Source organism: Kitasatospora sp. NPDC001261 (assembly GCF_042896795.1).
GTDB lineage: Bacteria > Actinomycetota > Actinomycetes > Streptomycetales > Streptomycetaceae > Kitasatospora.
Genome location: NZ_JBIAXP010000037.1, coordinates 96,123 through 111,733 on the forward strand (window position 1 = coordinate 96,123; position 15,611 = coordinate 111,733).

A 15,611-nucleotide genomic window follows, 5' to 3' on the forward strand; every position below is an offset into this window, starting at 1 on the left:
CGGCGGCGCGGCGCGGTCGAGCCGGACGAGCCCAAAAGGCCGTCCTGCTCGATCTCATGACGGAACGTTAGGCCGTGGCTCGGTGGCGGAGTTGGCCCAGAGCGCACCGGCACCGGTCCGGGAGCGCACCGGCCAGGTGGAGTGACGGCCGGGCGCGAGGCCGGTGTCCGAGTGTCGGCCGGGGTCGAACCGGGACGGCGCCCGCCGGTCAGCTCCCGGAGCGCCGCAGCAGGTAGGTGTCCATGATCCAGCCCTTGCGCTCGCGGGCTGACTCGCGCAACTCGCTGATCCGCGGGGCGGCTTCGGCCAGCGGCCCGGCGACGAGGATCTCGTCGGGGGTGCCGAGGTACGCGCCGTAGCGGATCTCCAGCCCCTCCGGGTCGATCCCGGTGAAGGCGGCGCGGCCGTCGAGCATCACCACGACGTCGTCCACGTCCTCGGGGAAGCCCTCGGCCAGTCGGCGGCCGGTGGTGATCTGCACCGGGCGGCCGACCCGGGTCAGCGTGGTGCGGTGGCGGGCGGCGAGCGCGGAGACGCTGCTGATGCCCGGGACCACCTCGTAGTCGAAGCCGACGGCGCCGCGGGCCAGGACGTCGTCCACCACGGCGATGACGCTGTCGTAGAGGCTCGGATCCCCCCAGACCAGGAACGCGCCCGTCTCGCCCTCACCGAGGTGCTCGGAGAGCAACTGCTCGACCAGGTCGGCCCGGCGGACGCGCCAGTCGTCCACGGCGGCCGCGTACGCGGGGGTGGTGCGGTCCCGCTCCGCGTCCGGTACCTCGACCACCCGGTGGCCTGGCCGGCCGTGCTCGGCCAGCATCCGGCGGCGCAGCCGGATCAGGTCCTGCCGGTCCTCGTTCTTGTCGAGGATGAAGAAGACGTCCGTGCGGGCGAGCGCCTTGACCGCCTGCAGGGTGAGGTGGTCGGGGTCGCCCGCGCCGATGCCGATGACGAAGATGTGCCGCATGGGAGGCATTCTGCCGTCCGGGACGCCCTGGTCGCGTCGGCGGCCGGGAGGGGCGCGTCGCGATGTCGGGCGGCGGCCACCGTGATGTCACGTTCGAACCCTTGACCGGATCTTTTCCGTATCGCCATGATGGGCCGTCGTGTTGTGACTCCGCCGCTGGGGGAAGTCCGGTTCGAATCCGGCGCTGGCCCGCAACGGTAGGCCGCCGGCTCCTGGTCGGAGGCGAGCCCGAGTACCCGTCGGCGGAGGCGTGTCGTCCCTCCTCCCGTCGTGGTCCGCGGGCCGGAGCCCCGAGGGCCGCCCCGGCTGTCGCCGCCGTCCTCCGGGCCCCTGCGCGCGGGCCCGGAAAGGTCACCATGCCCACGCTCCGCCGCGCCCTCGGTCTGCTCGCGATACCCGCCGTGGCGCTCGCCACCGCACTCCCGGCGGCCACCGCCGCCCACGCCGCGCCCGAGAACGCGCCCGCCGCCGCGACCTCGTCCCCGACGGTCCGTCCCGACGCCGCCGCGGGCGGCTGGCTGGCCCGCCAGCTCGTCGACGGCGACCACTTCGAGTCCGTCTTCAACGGGACCGCCTACCCCGACCAGGGCCTCACCATCGACGCCGTACTGGCCTTCGCCGCCTCGCGCGGCTCCGACGAGGCCGCCGCGAAGGCCACCGCCTGGCTGGCGAAGCCCGAGATCATCGGCGGCTACCTCGGCGACGGCACCACCGAGGCCTACGCGGGCGCGACCGCCAAGCTGCTGCTCGCCGTCGAGGTCCGCGGCGGGGACCCGACGGCCTTCGGCGGCGTCGACCTGCCGGCCCGCCTGCGGTCGCTGCAGACCGCCGAGGGCCGGTACTCCGACCGCTCCCAGTGGGGCGACTACAGCAACGCCTTCGGCCAGTCCCTCGCCGTGATCGCCCTGCACCGCACGCCCGGTGGCGCCCCGGCGGCGGCCGTGGACTTCCTGGCGAACAGCCAGTGCGCGGACGGCGGCTTCCCGCTCTCCTTCGGCCAGGCCGCCTGCACCGGCGACGCCGACGCCACCGCCCTCGCCGTCCAGGCCCTCGCCGCCACCGGGCGCGCCGCCAAGGCGAACACGGGCCTGGGCTGGCTCGCCGCCCACCAGAACGCCGACGGCGGGTTCGCGGCCGCCGGGGCGACCGCCTCCAACGCCAACAGCACCGGCCTGGCCACCCAGGCGCTGCTCTCCGGCGGACGCCTCGGCCCCGGCCTCAAGGCGTGGGGCCGGCTGGTGAAGCTCCAGCAGGGCTGCTCCGCCGACCCGGCGGTCCGCGGTGCCGTCGCCTACGACGCGATCGGCTTCAACGCGGGCACCGGCGCCCGGGCCACGGCGCAGGCCGTCCTCGGCCTCGCGGGCACCCCGCTGTCCACGCTCTCCGCCTCCGGGGCCGCCCCCGACGCCCCGACCCAGGCCTGCCCGCCGGCCCCGGCCACGCGCTGAACCACGTTGACACCGCGAGGAGTTCACCGATGAGCGACACCCCCACCCCGGTCCGCCCGGCCCGCCGTACGCTCGGGTCGATCGCCGCCGCGGCGGCCCTCACCGCCAGCCTGCTCGGCGTCTGCGCCGTCCAGGCCCCGCAGGCGCGGGCGGCCGCCTGCGGCGGCACCACCGGCGTCACCGTCGTGGTCGACTTCACCGCCGTCGGCGGCGGCATCCAGACCGGCTGCGCGCCCGGCGACCCGGCCAGCGGCCTGGCCGCGCTCACCGGCGCCGGATTCTCGTACGCCTTCCATCCGCGCTACCCGGGCTTCGTCTGCACCATCAACGCCCTGCCGACGGCCTGCACCAACCCGACCGGCAGCGCCTACTGGTCGTACTGGCACGCCCAGCACGGCGGCCCCTGGTCGTACAGCAGCCTGGGCGCGGGCAGCTACGACCCGGCCCCCGGCGACGTCGAGGGCTGGTCCTTCGGCGCCGGCGCACAGCCGGGCACCACCGCGCCCTGACAGGCGGGGGGCCACCGGCGCCCCGCCCCCTTCTCCGGAAGGGGCCGGGGCGCCGGTGCCCCCGTCCTGCGTCGCGTCGTGCGGTCAGCCGCCGTAGCGCAGCGAGACGGTGTCGCCGAGGTGGACGGTCGCGGACCGGGCGGCCGGGGTGGCGGTGGCGCCGTCCAGGCTGAGCTTCCAGGTGGAGGAGCCGGCGTTGGCCGTGCCGTTGAGCGCGGTGACGGTGCCGCCGCCGGTGGACGGGGTGACGGAGGTGACGCAGCCGCTCGGGGTCGCGGTGGCGGCCGCGTCGAGGACGTCGCCGAGGGTCGTGGTGGTGCCGGTCGGGGTGAGGGTGACGGCGCAGACCCTGAGCGCGCCGGTGCCGTCGTCGACGACCAGCGGGAGCCGGGCGGCGGTGCCGGCGGTGAAGTCGGTGGTCGCGGCCCAGGCGGGCTCGCCCGCGGTGGTCGGGGCGGGCGGGGTGGCGGTGAACCCGGCACCGGCGACGGCGCGCAGGCCGTCGACGGAGGCGTAGGCGGACGGGCTGGTGTCGGTGGGAAGGTACTTGAAGCCGCCGCCGGGCTTGAACTGCTGGGAGATCAGGAAGTCGACCGGGGTCTTGCCGGTGCCGCTGGTGAAGTCGGTGCCCTGGGGGTTGATGCCGCAGGCGTTGAGGCCGGACACGGCCCAGCCGTTGGAGTCGGTGTTCACCCCGAACATGGCGTTGAAGGCGCCGGAGGAGGCGAGCTTGCCCTTGAGGAAGTTCTTGGCGGCGACGACCGCGGAATCGGTGTTGGGCACGCCGGCGGTGCAGAGGGAGGCCATGGCGGCACCCGTCATGTCGATGTCGCTGCCCTGGGCGAGTGCCGTCGGGTCGCCCGCGGCCTTGCTGTAGTTCCAGCCGCCGTCGTTGTGCTGGTTGGCGCGCACGGCCGTGACGGAGGCGTCGAGCAGCGGCTGCGGGGCGCGCTGGGCGCCGGCCCGGGTCCTGGCGCCGGCGAGGGCGAGCAGGCCGAAGACGGTGCCGTTGAAGTTGGCGGACGGGCCGTAGTAGCCGGGTTCGGCGGTCTGCCAGTAGGCGGTGAGGTCGGCGAGGAGGTTGCGGCCGGGGCCGACGCGGGCGGGGTCGATGCCGGCCGCGTAGGCGTTGAGGACGGCGCGCTCGTAGTCCGTGGCCACGGGTGAGGTGCCGGGCCAGCCGGGGGCGGCGAGCTGGTTGCGGTAGACGAGGCGGGCGTTCCTGCCGGTGTCCCCGCCGGGGGTCACATCAGCGGCGGCCGTTCCGGCGGCGGCGAGCGCGCTGAACGCCCACTCGTTGGAGAGTCCGCCGCCGGTGACGTAGCTGCCGTCGGCGGCCTGGAGGGACTTCAGGTATGTGACGCCGGTGCTCTTGGAGGTGGCTATCTGGGCCGGGGTGGCCGTCGCGTGGGCGGGGACGGCGGAGAGCAGCAGGGCGCCGGCCGTCAGCGCGACGGTGGTCGCCGAGGCGGCGCGGGACGGGGTGCGGAGGGGCACGGGACAGGCTCCTTGGGGTGGCGGGCGCCGACCCTGCCCCGGGACTCCCGCGTCCGCTCGGGGCGCGCGACTGCCGGAGCGGTCGCCGCCCGGATCGCGTGGGCCGGCATTCGCCGTGGTGCGTGGCCGGGCGGGCATTCGGGCTCGGGACGGCACGGTCACCGCCCCACACCGCTGCGCGTCAGCCCCGGGTTCGCACCGGGTTCCCCCGCTCGGCCACCGCGGACGCTACCGCACAGGTCCGTCGCCCGACGAGGTGATGTGATCGACCTGACGACCCGTTGACTCTCCGTCGGTCAGCGTGGTCTGATGAACCGATTTTTTGCCCTCGGCATTCAGGGGAAGCCGGTCCAACTCCGGCGCTGACCCGCAACCGTGGACCCACCTGAGGGTGGGTGAGCCGGAATGCCTGGACCGGGGGTCTGTTCACAGAGCACTTGCGTCGTCGCGGACTACGACGCGGTTTCGACGGCCCCCGTGCCCGCGGGCGACCGTCGGCTGCGCCGTCGCCTCGCGTGTCGACCGACCAGGGAGTCGTCGTGAGGGTCAGCAGCAATCGCACACGTCACAGGAACCGGGACCTCGCCTCGCTGGTGGTCGCCGGCACCGTCGCCGTCGCCGCCTGCGGCACGGTCCTGCTCGGGTACCCGGGTACCGCCTCGGCTGACCCGATCGAGCAGTGCACGGCGACGACGGGCGCGATCGTCGCCGTCGACTTCACCCACTGGGGCGGCGGCGTCGTCCGGGGCTGCGACGCCCACCCCACGACGGGCATGAACCTGCTGCACAACGCCGGCTTCACCACGACCGGCACCGAGCACGACGGACCGGCCTTCATCTGCCGGCTCGGGACCGGGACCTTCAACGGCGGCGCCCAGTACCCGACACCGGCCGAGGAGCCGTGCGTCAACACCCCGCAGGCCACCGCGTACTGGTCGTACTGGATCGCCGAACCCGGCCAACAGACCTGGTCCTACAGCCGGTTCGGGGCCGGCACGCAGAAGCCCAAGCCCGGCGAGGTCGAGGCCTGGGTCTACGGCGGTACGGACATCGGCGGAACCAGCGGGGCGCCGAACTTCACCCCGGACTCCGTCCGCGCCAGGAACGGCGGCCCCTCGCCCTCCGCCTCCCCGTCGGCGACGGCGAGCCCGAGTACGACCCCGAGCCCCACCGGATCCCCCTCCGCCACGGGCGACCCGGCGGCCGCCGCGGCCTGGCTGGCCGGTCAACTCGTCGGCGGCGACCACATGGAGAACTGGGCCGCCCCGGGGCCCGACTACCCCCGGACCGCCCTCACCGCCATCGCGCTCGCGGCGGCGGGGACGCAGGACCCGGCGCTGCGCAAGGTGGTCGCCTTCCTCGACGCCCACACCGACGCGTTCCTGCACCCCGACGGGCCGACCGGCGCGCCGGACACCAGGGCCGCCGCCCTGCTGGCCCTCGTCGCCGAGAGCACCGGCCGCGACCCGCGCGCCTTCGGCGGGCGGGACCTGGTCGCCGTGCTCACCGACCACGTCTGCACGGGGGCGGGGGAGAACGGCAGGTGCACCGCCGCCGGGGACTTCCTCGGCGCGTCCTCGCCCTGGGTCCAGTCCCTCGGCGTCATCGCCCTCCAGCGCGCCGGCGTGACGCCGCCCGCCCCGGCCCTCGCCCGGTTCGCGGCCTTCCAGTGCGCCGACGGCGGCATGGCCGGTTCGATGATCGTCGCGGGTGACCACTGCGAGTCCGACCCGTCCGCCACCGCGATCGCCGCCCTCGCCCTGCGGACCGCCCCCGGCTACGAAGCGGCCGCCAGGAAGGCCGCCGACCAGCTCGCGGCGAGCCAGCAGCCCGACGGCTCCCTCCTCCCGTACCCCGGCGCCCCCGGCGACACCACCAGCACCGCGATCGCCGCCCAGGTCTTCCGGGCCACCGGCCAGGACGCCCACCGGGCCGCCGCCACCGCCTGGCTCGCCGCCCGCCAGGGCAAGGACGGCGGCTTCGGCCCCGACGAGTCGACCACCGACCCGGACGCCGTCGCCACCGAGCAGGCCCTCCTGGCCCTCACCGGTACCGACCTCACCACCGTCCGGCACAACCCGGACGGCCCCACCACCACGCCGACCCCGCCCGCGGGGAGGAAACCCGACGCGGCCAGGGGGAGCGCCTACCTCACCGACCCGTCCCGGCTGATCGACGGCCACTACTACGAGGGCTTCCCGGCCTTCGCCGACTTCGGCCTGACCATCGACGGGGCCTACGCCCTCGCCGCGACCGGCACCGACGACGCCGCGCTGCGCCGGATCGTCGACTTCCTCGACCAGCAGGGCAAGGACGCGAGCGAGCGCACCGTCAACGACTGGACCGCGATCGGCACCGAGTACGCCGGCGGCGGGTCCATCGGCAAGGAGGCGCTGCTCGCCCAGGCCGTCGGCCGCAACCCGCGGGACTTCGGCGGCCACGACCTGATCGCCGCCCTCGCCGCGCTGGTGTGCGCCAAGGCCGACGCGACCACCGGCTGCGCCGCCCCGGGCAACTACGCCTACGCCACCTCCGTCTTCTCCCAGGCGCTCGCCGTCATGGCCCAGCTCCGGGCCGGGGAGTCCACCAGCGTCGCCCCCGCGATCGCCTACCTGAAGGGCCTCCAGCACCCGGACGGCTCCTGGCCGAGCCTGATCCCCGCCACCGGCGACTCCGACGTGGACAGCACGGCGATGGCCGTCATGGCCCTCGCCCTCGTCCCCGGGGACGAGGCCGCCCGGGCGGTCGACCAGGGGCTCGGCTGGCTCGCCGCGCGGCAGCTGCCCGACGGCGGCTTCCCCGGCGCGTCCGGCGACTCCACCAACTCGGCCGCGCTGGCCGTCCAGGGCATGACGCTGCGCCAGGCCGCCTGCGGTGGACAGATCGCCAAGGCGCTCGACTTCCTCGCCGGGCAGCAGAACGGCGACGGCGGGTTCAACGTCGCGGCGGCCGGGCAGCGGGGGTCGGACGTCCGCGCGTCCACGCAGGTGCTGGGCGGTGCCACCGGCATCTCGTTCGGGACGCTGTCCCGCGACCTCGCGGGCACGCCGACGCCTACTCCCACCGGGACGCCGACCACCACCCCGACGGGAACGCCCACCCCGACGGTCAGTCCCACCGGGACGCCGACCGGCACCCCGGCGGGCTCGCCCACGACGACCGCGCCGATCCCGGCCACCGACACCCCGTCGTCCGGCGGCATCGACACCCCGAAGGGTGACAGTGCCGCCGAGGCCGGGGGCGTACCGGTGCGGACCGGTTCAGGCGGCCTGGCCAGTACCGGAAGCCAGGCACTGGCACTGACGGCGGGAGCCGGCGCGCTGACCGCGCTCGGCGCCGGGGCCGTCCTCGTCGCCCGTCGCCGCACCGCGGCCGCCCCGGGGCGTCACCGGTGAGCCGGGGGCTCGGCACGCGCCTCGCCCGGCTGTCCGGGGCGGCGTCGCTGACCTTCGCGCTCGCCTTCGGCGGCGTCGCCGTGGGCACCGTCCCGGCCGCCGCGACCCCGTTGCCGATCGAGCAGTGCACCACCACCTCCGGTGCCGTACTCGCCGTGGACTTCGGGAAGTGGGGCGGCCCGCTGCTGCGCTCCTGCGGAACCACGCCCACCACCGGGTTCACCCTGCTCAACCAGGGCGGTTGGAAGACCACCGGCACCGGCCACGACGGCCCGGCCTTCATCTGCCGGATCGGCTACAGCGGCTTCCAGGGCGGCAAGCAGTACCCGACGCCGGAGCAGGAGAAGTGCGTCCTGACGCCCCCGGCCACCGCGTACTGGTCGTACTGGCACGCCGATCCGGGCCAGAACGAGTGGTCCTACAGCCAACTCGGCGCGATGCTCTACCAGCCGAAGCCCGGCAGCGTCGACCTGTGGATCTTCGGCGGCACCAACGTCGAGGGCACCGAAGGCCGTCCGACGATCTCGCCGGACAGCGTCCGGGCCCACAACTCCAGCCCGGGCGGGCAGCCGGCCGACCCCGGCCAGGGCACGACGGGCGGCTCCGGCGGAGCGGCGGGCGGTTCCGGTACGACGGGCGGATCCGGTACGACGGGCGGCAGCGGCTCCGGCTCAACCGGCGGCACTGGCTCAACCGGCGGCCGGGCCCCGGCCCCCGCCGCGCCTCAGCCCGGCGGAGCCCGTCCGCCCGGGTCCGCCGCGACCCCGGGGACGGACCCCGCCGCCACCCCCGAGGACGGCGGCACCCCGTCGGGCGCGCCCGACCCCACGCCGGTGCCGGCCGAGCCGTCCACCGCCCCGCCGACGGACACCCCGAGCGACCAGTCGACACCGCAGACGGCCGCGGCCGAGGCCGGGCCCACGTCCGCGGCAGCCGTGCCCGGCGGGGTGGTGGACGCCAACCCGGTGGCCGACGCCCCGCACGACTCCGGGTCGATGGTCCCCGCCGTGCTCGGCTCGGTCCTCGTCGTGGCGCTGGGCGTGGCCACGGTGGTGGCCGCCCGGCGCCGCCGCCGACGGGCCGAGTGATCCGGTGGGCACGCTCGACAAGCGCGAGTCCGGCTCCCCGCAGCGCGCCCCCGGGCGGCTCGCGGGGGGCCGGCGCGTCCCGCGCAACCTCCACCCGCTGGCCTGGTGGGCCTGGGCGCTGGCCCTGGCGACGGCGGCCAGCCGCACCACCAACCCGCTGCTGCTCCTGCTCGTCCTCGCCGTGCTCGGCTTCGTGGTCACCGCCCGCCGCAGCGAGGCGCCGTGGGCGCGCGGGTTCGCCTACTACCTGTGGCTGGCCCTGACGGTGGTGGCGATCCGGGTGGTCTTCCGGTGCGTCTTCGCCACCGGTGTCACCCCGCACGACCACCTGCTCTTCTCCCTGCCGCACATCCCCACCCCCGCCTGGTACGCGGGCATCGAGATCGGCGGCCCGGTCTCGCTGGAGGCCACGCTCTCGGCGGCCTTCGACGGGCTGCGGCTGGCCTGTCTGATCTGCTGCATCGGCGCCGCGAACACCCTGGCGAACCCCAAGCGGGCGCTGCGGGTGCTGCCGGGGGCCCTGTACGAGCTTGGCGTCGCGGTGACGGTGTCGCTCAGCGTCGCGCCCCAGCTGGTGCAGAGCGTCCAACGCGTCGCCCGGGCACGGCGGTTGCGTGCCGGGCGGCGCAAGGGCGTCCGCGCCCTGCGCAGCATCGTGGTGCCGGTCCTGGAGGACGCGCTGGAGCGTTCGCTCAGCCTCGCGGCCGCGATGGACTCGCGCGGCTACGGGCGTTCCGGCACCGCCTCGCGCCGCTCCCGCCGGCTGACCGGCGCGCTGATGCTGCTCGGCATGTGCGGCCTGTGCGGCGGGGTGTACGGGCTGCTGGACGGGACGGCCCCGGCCGCGCTCGGCCTGCCCGCCTTCCTCGCGGGCGCCGTGCTCTGCGTGGCGGGCCTGCTGCTCGGCGGGCGGCGGGTGCGGCGCACCACCTACCGGCCGGACCGCTGGCGGGCCGCCGAGTGGGGCGTGGCCGGCTGCGGGGTGACCGCCGCCGTGCTGCTGTTCGCCACCGTCGGTTACGACGCCACCGACCTCAACCCCTCGCTGTACCCGCTGACCTGGCCGACTCTGCCGCTCGTCCCGGTGCTCGCCCTGCTGCTGGCGGGCGCCGCCGGGATCGTCTCGCCGCCGCCCGGCCGGACACCCGGACCCGCCGCCGGGCCGGGGCCGCGCCCGGCCACGCGTCCCGACGCCGCCCCCACCGACCGCACCGACCGCACGACCTCCGAGGTGAGCACGTGATCCGATTCGACCGGGTCGGCGTGGTGTACGACGGCGAGAGCACGCCCGTCCTGCGCGACGTCGACCTGCACATCCCGGAGGGCGAGCTCTGCCTGGTGGTCGGCCGCACCGGTGTCGGCAAGTCGACCCTGCTCGGCGCCGTCAACGGCCTGGTGCCGCACTTCACCGGCGGCACCCTGCGCGGCCGGGTCACCGTGGACGGCCGCGACACCGCCCACCACCCGCCGCGGGAACTCGCCGACGTGGTCGGCGTGGTCGGGCAGGACCCGCTGGCCGGCTTCACCACCGACACGGTGGAGGAGGAACTGGCGTACGTCATGGAGCAGTTGGCGATCCCGCCGGAGACCATGCGCAAGCGCGTCGAGGAGACCCTGGACCTGCTCGGCCTGGCCGACCTGCGCCACCGGGCCCTGTACGAGCTCTCCGGCGGCCAGCAGCAGCGCGTCGCCATCGGCTCGGTGCTCACCGCGCACCCGCGCGTCCTGGTGCTGGACGAGCCGACCTCCGCGCTCGACCCGACCGCCGCCGAGGAGGTGCTGGCCGCGATCACCCGGCTGGTCCACGACCTCGGCGTGACCGTCCTGTTGGCCGAGCACCGCCTGGAGCGGGTCGTCCAGTACGCCGACCGGGTCGCCTACCTGCCCGGCGACGGGACGGTCGTGCACGGCCCCCCGGCCGAGGTCTTCCGGGACACCGCGATCGCGCCGCCCGTCGTCGACCTCGGCCGACTGGCCGGCTGGCGGCCGCTGCCGCTGTCCGTCCGGGACGCCCGCAGGGCCGTCGCGCCGCTGCGGGAGCGGCTCACCGATCTGCCGGTTCCCCCGCCGCGCCGGGCAGCGGTGGCGGGGGAACCGGTGCTGGAGGCGACGGGGGTGGTCGTCCGGTACGGGCCGGTGGCCGCCGTCCGGGACGTCCGGCTGGAGCTGCGGGCGGGCGAGGTCACGGCGCTGATGGGCCGCAACGGCTCCGGCAAGTCCTCGCTCCTGTGGGCCCTCCAGGGCTCCGGCCCCCGCCAGGGCGGCAGCGTGAAGGTCACCGGCGCCGGGGGCGGCCCGGCCGTGGACCCCAAGCGGCTGCCCGCGGCCCGGGCCCGGCAGCTGGTCGGGCTCGTCCCGCAGACCCCCACCGACCTGCTGTACCTGGAGACGGTCGCCCAGGAACTCGCCCAGAGCGACCTCGAAGCCGACGGCGTCGGCGGGCCGACCGCACGGCAGGTCCTCGACCGCCTGGCCCCCGGGATCCCGGACGGCACCCACCCCCGGGACCTCTCCGAGGGGCAGAAGCTGGCCCTCGTCCTGGCGATCCAACTCGCCGCCGCACCAAGGGTCGTGCTGCTGGACGAACCCACCCGGGGGCTCGACTACCAGGCGAAGGAGGCGCTCACCGGCATCGTGGACGCCCTCGCCGCCGAAGGCCGTACGGTCGTCGTCTCCACCCACGACGTCGAGTTCGTCGCCTCCGCCGCCGACCGCGTCGTGGTGATGGCCGAGGGCGAGATCGTCGCCGACGGGCCCACCGCCGAGGTCATCGTCGCCTCGCCCACCTTCGCCCCGCAGACCGCCAAGATCCTCGCCCCGCTCGGCTACCTGACGGTACGTCAGGTCGCGGCGGCCGTGGAAGCGGTGGAGGCCGCCCGGTGACCGCCGTCCGGATCCCCGGCCGGGCCCGCGTCGTCGTCGCCCTGGCCGCCTTCATCGGGCTGGTGGCCTTCACCTGGCCGTTCGTCGTCGCGCCCGGGCGGTTCGGCTCCAACTACGCCCCGCCGCTGATCTTCGGCGCCCTGCTGGTCCTGGTGCTCGCCGTCGTCATCGCGGAGATCTCCGCGGGCGGCATCGACGCCAAGGCCCTCGCCATGCTCGGCGTCCTGTCCGCCGTCAACGCCGGACTCCGCCCGCTCGGCGCCGGGACCGCCGGAGTGGAGACGGTCTTCTTCATCCTGGTGCTGGCCGGCCGGGTCTTCGGCCCCGGCTTCGGCTTCACCCTCGGCTGCACCTCGCTGTTCGCCTCCGCGCTGCTCACCGGCGGCGTCGGCCCCTGGATGCCGTACCAGATGTTCGGCTGCGCCTTCGTCGGCATGCTCGCCGGACTGCTGCCGGGGGCCGGACGGCGCTGGGAGGTGCCGCTGCTGGCCGGGTACGGGGCGTTCTCCGGCTACCTCTTCGGCTTCCTGCTGAACCTCTCCTTCTGGCCGTTCTCCACCGACCCGAACAGCTCGATCGCCTACCTGCCGGGCCTGCCCTTCACCGAGCAGTGGCACCGCTACCTGCTGTTCGACCTGGCCACCTCGCTCGGCTGGGACACCGGCCGCGCCGTCACCACCTTCACCGCCGTGCTCGTCGTCGGGCCGGCCGTCCTCACCGTCTTCCGCCGCGCGGCCCGCCGCGCCAACTTCGAGCCCACGGTGCGCTTCGAGGCCCCGCCCGGCCCGCACGCCCCATCCGGCCAGGACGCCACGCCCGGCCCGGACACCACGGTGGGGCCGCCGACCGCCGCGCGGCCCACCGGCCCGGCGCACCCCTGAACCGAAAGGCCGACCATCGTGCCCAAGCCCGCGAAGCACCGGACGATGACGCTGGACGGGGTCGACGTCGTCGTCCTGACCCCGGAACAGCACGCCGCACTGGAATCCGCCCGCCGCCAGCTGGGCGGAGCGCAGGCGCAGGTCGCCAGGATGAGGTCAGACCTCCAGCGGGGACGGCAGCTGCTGGGCGAAGCCGAACGGATACTGGCGGGCATCCCCGCCGACCAGCTCGCGCGACTGGACGGCCGACTGGGTCCGGGACGCGGCCTGACCGGACTGCTCGCGGACATCCGCGCCGCCCTGCCGTGCACGCCGGACACCCCGACGCGGACCTGACCACCGGCCCCGCGAGCCATGGTGGCGTCCCACCATCCGGACGGGTTCCGAGATTCCCGCGCCGGGCCCGGCGCTTTGCCCCTAAGCTGACGGTGCAGCTGGTTCGCCCTGTCCGCCAGGCAGGGCGTCGCAAGAGGGAACCCGGTGACGCCTTTCGACTGGCCAGTCCGGGACTGCCCCGCAGCGGTGAGTGGGAACGACCGCCGTCATACGCACTGGACCCGGGACGGGTCTGGGAAGCGACGGCCAGTAGGTGTCCGCCCTTCACGGGACGGACGCGCCCGCGAGTCCGAAGACCTGCCACTGCCCGCCCGCGGACGACCCGCGCGCGGCTATCCGGTGACCTCGTGGGCGGGTCGGCGACCATACCAGGCGGACCAGGCCCGTACGTTCCCGTGACGGCCGCCGCCGGGTACGTCATCCCTTCGCGCCCTCGTGCCGTCTCCGGGTACCTGAGGAGAACAGACTCGCGAAGGAGAGTCCCTTGACCACGAAGTCCGCAGCCGCGGCGAGCGTCGCCACCGCGTACGGCTACCCCCGCCAGGGCCGGGGCCGGGAGCTCAAGAAGGCCATCGAGGGCTACTGGAAGGGCTCGGTCACCGCCGAGGTGCTGCTGGCCACCGCCGCCGACCTGCGCCGGGGGAACTGGCAGCAGCTCGTCGACTCCGGCGTCGAAGAGGTCCCGACCGGTGACTTCTCGTTCTACGACCACGTGCTGGACACCACCGTCGCCGTCGGCGCGATCCCGCCCCGGCACCGGGACGCGGTCGAAGCCGACCCGCTGGACGGGTACTTCGCCATGGCGCGCGGCAACCAGGACGTCGCCCCGCTGGAGATGACCAAGTGGTTCGACACCAACTACCACTACCTGGTGCCGGAGTTGGGGCCGGACACGGTGTTCACGGCGAACCCGGCCAAGGCGGTGGGCGAACTGCGCGAGGCGCTGCTGCTCGGCCACGCGGCCCGGCCGGTGCTGGTCGGGCCGGTCACCTATCTGCTGCTCGCCAAGCCGGCGCCCGGGGTGGCCGCCGACTTCCAGCCGATCACCCTGCTGGACCGGCTGCTGCCCGTCTACGCGGAGCTGCTGGCCGGGTTGCGCGCCGCCGGCGCCGACTGGGTGCAGCTGGACGAGCCCGCGCTGGTCCAGGACCGCACCCCGGCCGAGCTCAACGCCGCCGCCCGCGCCTACCGCGAGCTGGGCGCCCTCACCGACCGGCCCAAGCTGCTGGTCGCCAGCTACTTCGACCGGCTCGGCGACGCCCTGCCGGTCCTGGCGAAGGCCCCGATCGAGGGTCTGGCACTGGACTTCACCGGCCCGGCCGCGGCCAACCTGGAGGACCTCGCCGCCGCCGGCGGCCTGCCCGGCAAGCGACTGGTGGCGGGGGTGATCGACGGGCGCAACATCTGGATCAACGACCTGGAGAAGTCCCTCACGACCCTGGCGACTCTGCTGGGCCTCGCCGACACCGTCGACGTCGCGCCGTCCTGCTCCCTGCTGCACGTGCCGATCGACGCCACCCTCGAACGCGACATCGACCCGCAGATCGCCCGCTGGCTGGCCTTCGCCAAGCAGAAGGCCACCGAGGCGGCGCTGCTCGCCCGCGGCCTGCGCGAGGGCACCGGCGCGATCGCCGCCGACCTCGCCGCCAACCGGGCCGACCTGGCCTCCCGCGCGGGCTCGCCGATCACCCGCGACCCGGCGGTGCGCGCCCGGATCGCCGCCGTCACCGACGCGGACGCCCGCCGCGCCCAGGCCTACCCGCAGCGGGCCGAGGCCCAGCGCGCCCGGCTCGGCCTGCCGCTGCTGCCGACCACCACCATCGGCTCCTTCCCGCAGACCACCGAACTGCGCGTCGCCCGGGCCGACCTGACGGCCGGTCGGATCGACGGCGCCACGTACCGGGAGCGGATGGAGGCCGAGGTCCGCGAGGTCATCGCGTACCAGGAGAAGGCCGGACTGGACGTCCTGGTGCACGGCGAGCCCGAGCGCAACGACATGGTCCAGTACTTCGCCGAGCAGCTCACCGGCTACCTGGCCACCCGGCACGGCTGGGTGCAGTCCTACGGCACCCGGTACGTGCGCCCGCCGGTCCTCGCCGGGGACATCTCCCGGCCGCACCCGATGACCGTCGACTGGTTCCGCTACGCGCAGGGCCTGACCGACCGCCCCGTGAAGGGCATGCTCACCGGCCCGGTCACCATGCTCGCCTGGTCCTTCGTCCGCGACGACCAGCCGCTCGCCGACACCGCCCGCCAGGTCGCCCTCGCCCTGCGCGACGAGGTCGTCGACCTCGAGGCCGGGGGCGCCGCCGTCGTCCAGGTCGACGAGCCGGCCCTGCGCGAGACCCTCCCGCTGCGGGCCGCCGCCCGCCCGGCGTACCTGGACTGGGCCACCGAGGCCTTCCGCCTCGCCACCTCCGGCGTCCGCGCCGACACCCAGATCCACACCCACATGTGCTACGCCGAGTTCGGCGCCATCATGACGGCGATCGACGACCTCGACGCCGACGTCATCCATACCTTTCTTCGTGGGATCGTTCTGGTCATTCGTAAGATCAGGGCACCCAGGGATGCCGGGTGTGGCTGTCATGTCATTGCCGCGTCCGT

At 75.3% G+C, this 15,611-nt stretch carries 11 protein-coding genes and 4 riboswitches; of the genes, 9 read left to right on the forward strand and 2 right to left on the reverse strand.

From position 1 onward, the window contains the following. Positions 1-208: 208 nt before the first annotated feature. Positions 209-967, reverse strand: a complete 759-nt coding sequence (cobF, locus tag ACFY4B_RS37430) for a precorrin-6A synthase (deacetylating) (protein WP_387975572.1) — start codon at positions 965-967, stop codon at positions 209-211. A 118-nt stretch (positions 968-1,085) separates the two neighbouring features. Beyond that, positions 1,086-1,226: riboswitch (cobalamin riboswitch) on the forward strand. A gap of 97 nt (positions 1,227-1,323) precedes the next feature. Between cobF and ACFY4B_RS37435 the strand changes: the two genes are divergently transcribed. Both ACFY4B_RS37435 and ACFY4B_RS37440 read left to right on the forward strand, forming a co-directional pair. Beyond that, positions 1,324-2,415, forward strand: a complete 1,092-nt coding sequence (locus ACFY4B_RS37435) for a prenyltransferase/squalene oxidase repeat-containing protein (RefSeq protein WP_387975575.1) — start codon at positions 1,324-1,326, stop codon at positions 2,413-2,415. Positions 2,416-2,444: 29 nt separating this feature from the next. Continuing rightward, on the forward strand, positions 2,445-2,924 hold the full coding sequence (locus ACFY4B_RS37440; protein ID WP_387975577.1) for a flagellar hook-length control protein FliK: 480 nt from the start codon (positions 2,445-2,447) through the stop codon (positions 2,922-2,924). 84 nt (positions 2,925-3,008) lie between these two features. Here the strand turns inward: ACFY4B_RS37440 and ACFY4B_RS37445 are convergent, their stop codons facing one another. Further along, on the reverse strand, positions 3,009-4,421 hold the full coding sequence (locus ACFY4B_RS37445; protein ID WP_387975580.1) for a hypothetical protein: 1,413 nt from the start codon (positions 4,419-4,421) through the stop codon (positions 3,009-3,011). 132 nt (positions 4,422-4,553) lie between these two features. Next, a riboswitch (cobalamin riboswitch) is annotated at positions 4,554-4,630 on the reverse strand. Between the two features lie 78 nt (positions 4,631-4,708). Next, a riboswitch (cobalamin riboswitch) is annotated at positions 4,709-4,853 on the forward strand. A 107-nt stretch (positions 4,854-4,960) separates the two neighbouring features. Between ACFY4B_RS37445 and ACFY4B_RS37450 the strand changes: the two genes are divergently transcribed. From ACFY4B_RS37450 to metE, 7 genes are all read left to right on the forward strand, one after another. Beyond that, entirely contained in the window at positions 4,961-7,816 is a 2,856-nt protein-coding gene (locus ACFY4B_RS37450; RefSeq protein ID WP_387975583.1) for a prenyltransferase/squalene oxidase repeat-containing protein, read from the forward strand. Further along, positions 7,813-8,904 carry a hypothetical protein gene (locus ACFY4B_RS37455; RefSeq protein WP_387975586.1) on the forward strand — a complete coding sequence of 364 codons (1,092 nt, stop codon included), beginning with the start codon at positions 7,813-7,815 and terminating at the stop codon, positions 8,902-8,904. Before ACFY4B_RS37450 ends, ACFY4B_RS37455 begins: the two co-directional genes overlap by 4 nt. Positions 8,905-8,908: 4 nt before the next feature. Continuing rightward, the gene (locus ACFY4B_RS37460) at positions 8,909-10,147 is read left to right on the forward strand and encodes a CbiQ family ECF transporter T component (RefSeq protein ID WP_387975589.1); all 1,239 of its coding nucleotides are present in this window, start codon (positions 8,909-8,911) and stop codon (positions 10,145-10,147) included. Then, on the forward strand, positions 10,144-11,787 hold the full coding sequence (locus tag ACFY4B_RS37465) for an ABC transporter ATP-binding protein (RefSeq protein WP_387975592.1): 1,644 nt from the start codon (positions 10,144-10,146) through the stop codon (positions 11,785-11,787). The genes ACFY4B_RS37460 and ACFY4B_RS37465 overlap by 4 nt, the downstream gene beginning before the upstream one ends. Then, positions 11,784-12,668, forward strand: a complete 885-nt coding sequence (locus ACFY4B_RS37470) for an ECF transporter S component (RefSeq protein WP_387975595.1) — start codon at positions 11,784-11,786, stop codon at positions 12,666-12,668. The genes ACFY4B_RS37465 and ACFY4B_RS37470 overlap by 4 nt, the downstream gene beginning before the upstream one ends. 18 nt (positions 12,669-12,686) lie before the next feature. Beyond that, complete coding sequence (locus ACFY4B_RS37475) at positions 12,687-13,004, forward strand: hypothetical protein (RefSeq protein ID WP_387975598.1); 318 nt, start codon at positions 12,687-12,689, stop codon at positions 13,002-13,004. An 82-nt stretch (positions 13,005-13,086) separates the two neighbouring features. Next, positions 13,087-13,324: riboswitch (cobalamin riboswitch) on the forward strand. A 164-nt stretch (positions 13,325-13,488) separates the two neighbouring features. After that, on the forward strand, positions 13,489-15,611 hold a 2,123-nt coding region (metE, locus tag ACFY4B_RS37480; RefSeq protein ID WP_387975601.1), incomplete at its 3' end, for a 5-methyltetrahydropteroyltriglutamate--homocysteine S-methyltransferase.

Bases quoted from the DNA above. Each gene is read 5' to 3' on its own strand.
- cobF (WP_387975572.1), bottom strand. From the start codon at position 967: ATGCGGCACATCTTCGTCATCGGCATCGGCGCGGGCGACCCCGACCAC.
- ACFY4B_RS37435 (WP_387975575.1), top strand. From the start codon at position 1,324: ATGCCCACGCTCCGCCGCGCCCTCGGTCTGCTCGCGATACCCGCCGTG.
- ACFY4B_RS37440 (WP_387975577.1), top strand. From the start codon at position 2,445: ATGAGCGACACCCCCACCCCGGTCCGCCCGGCCCGCCGTACGCTCGGG.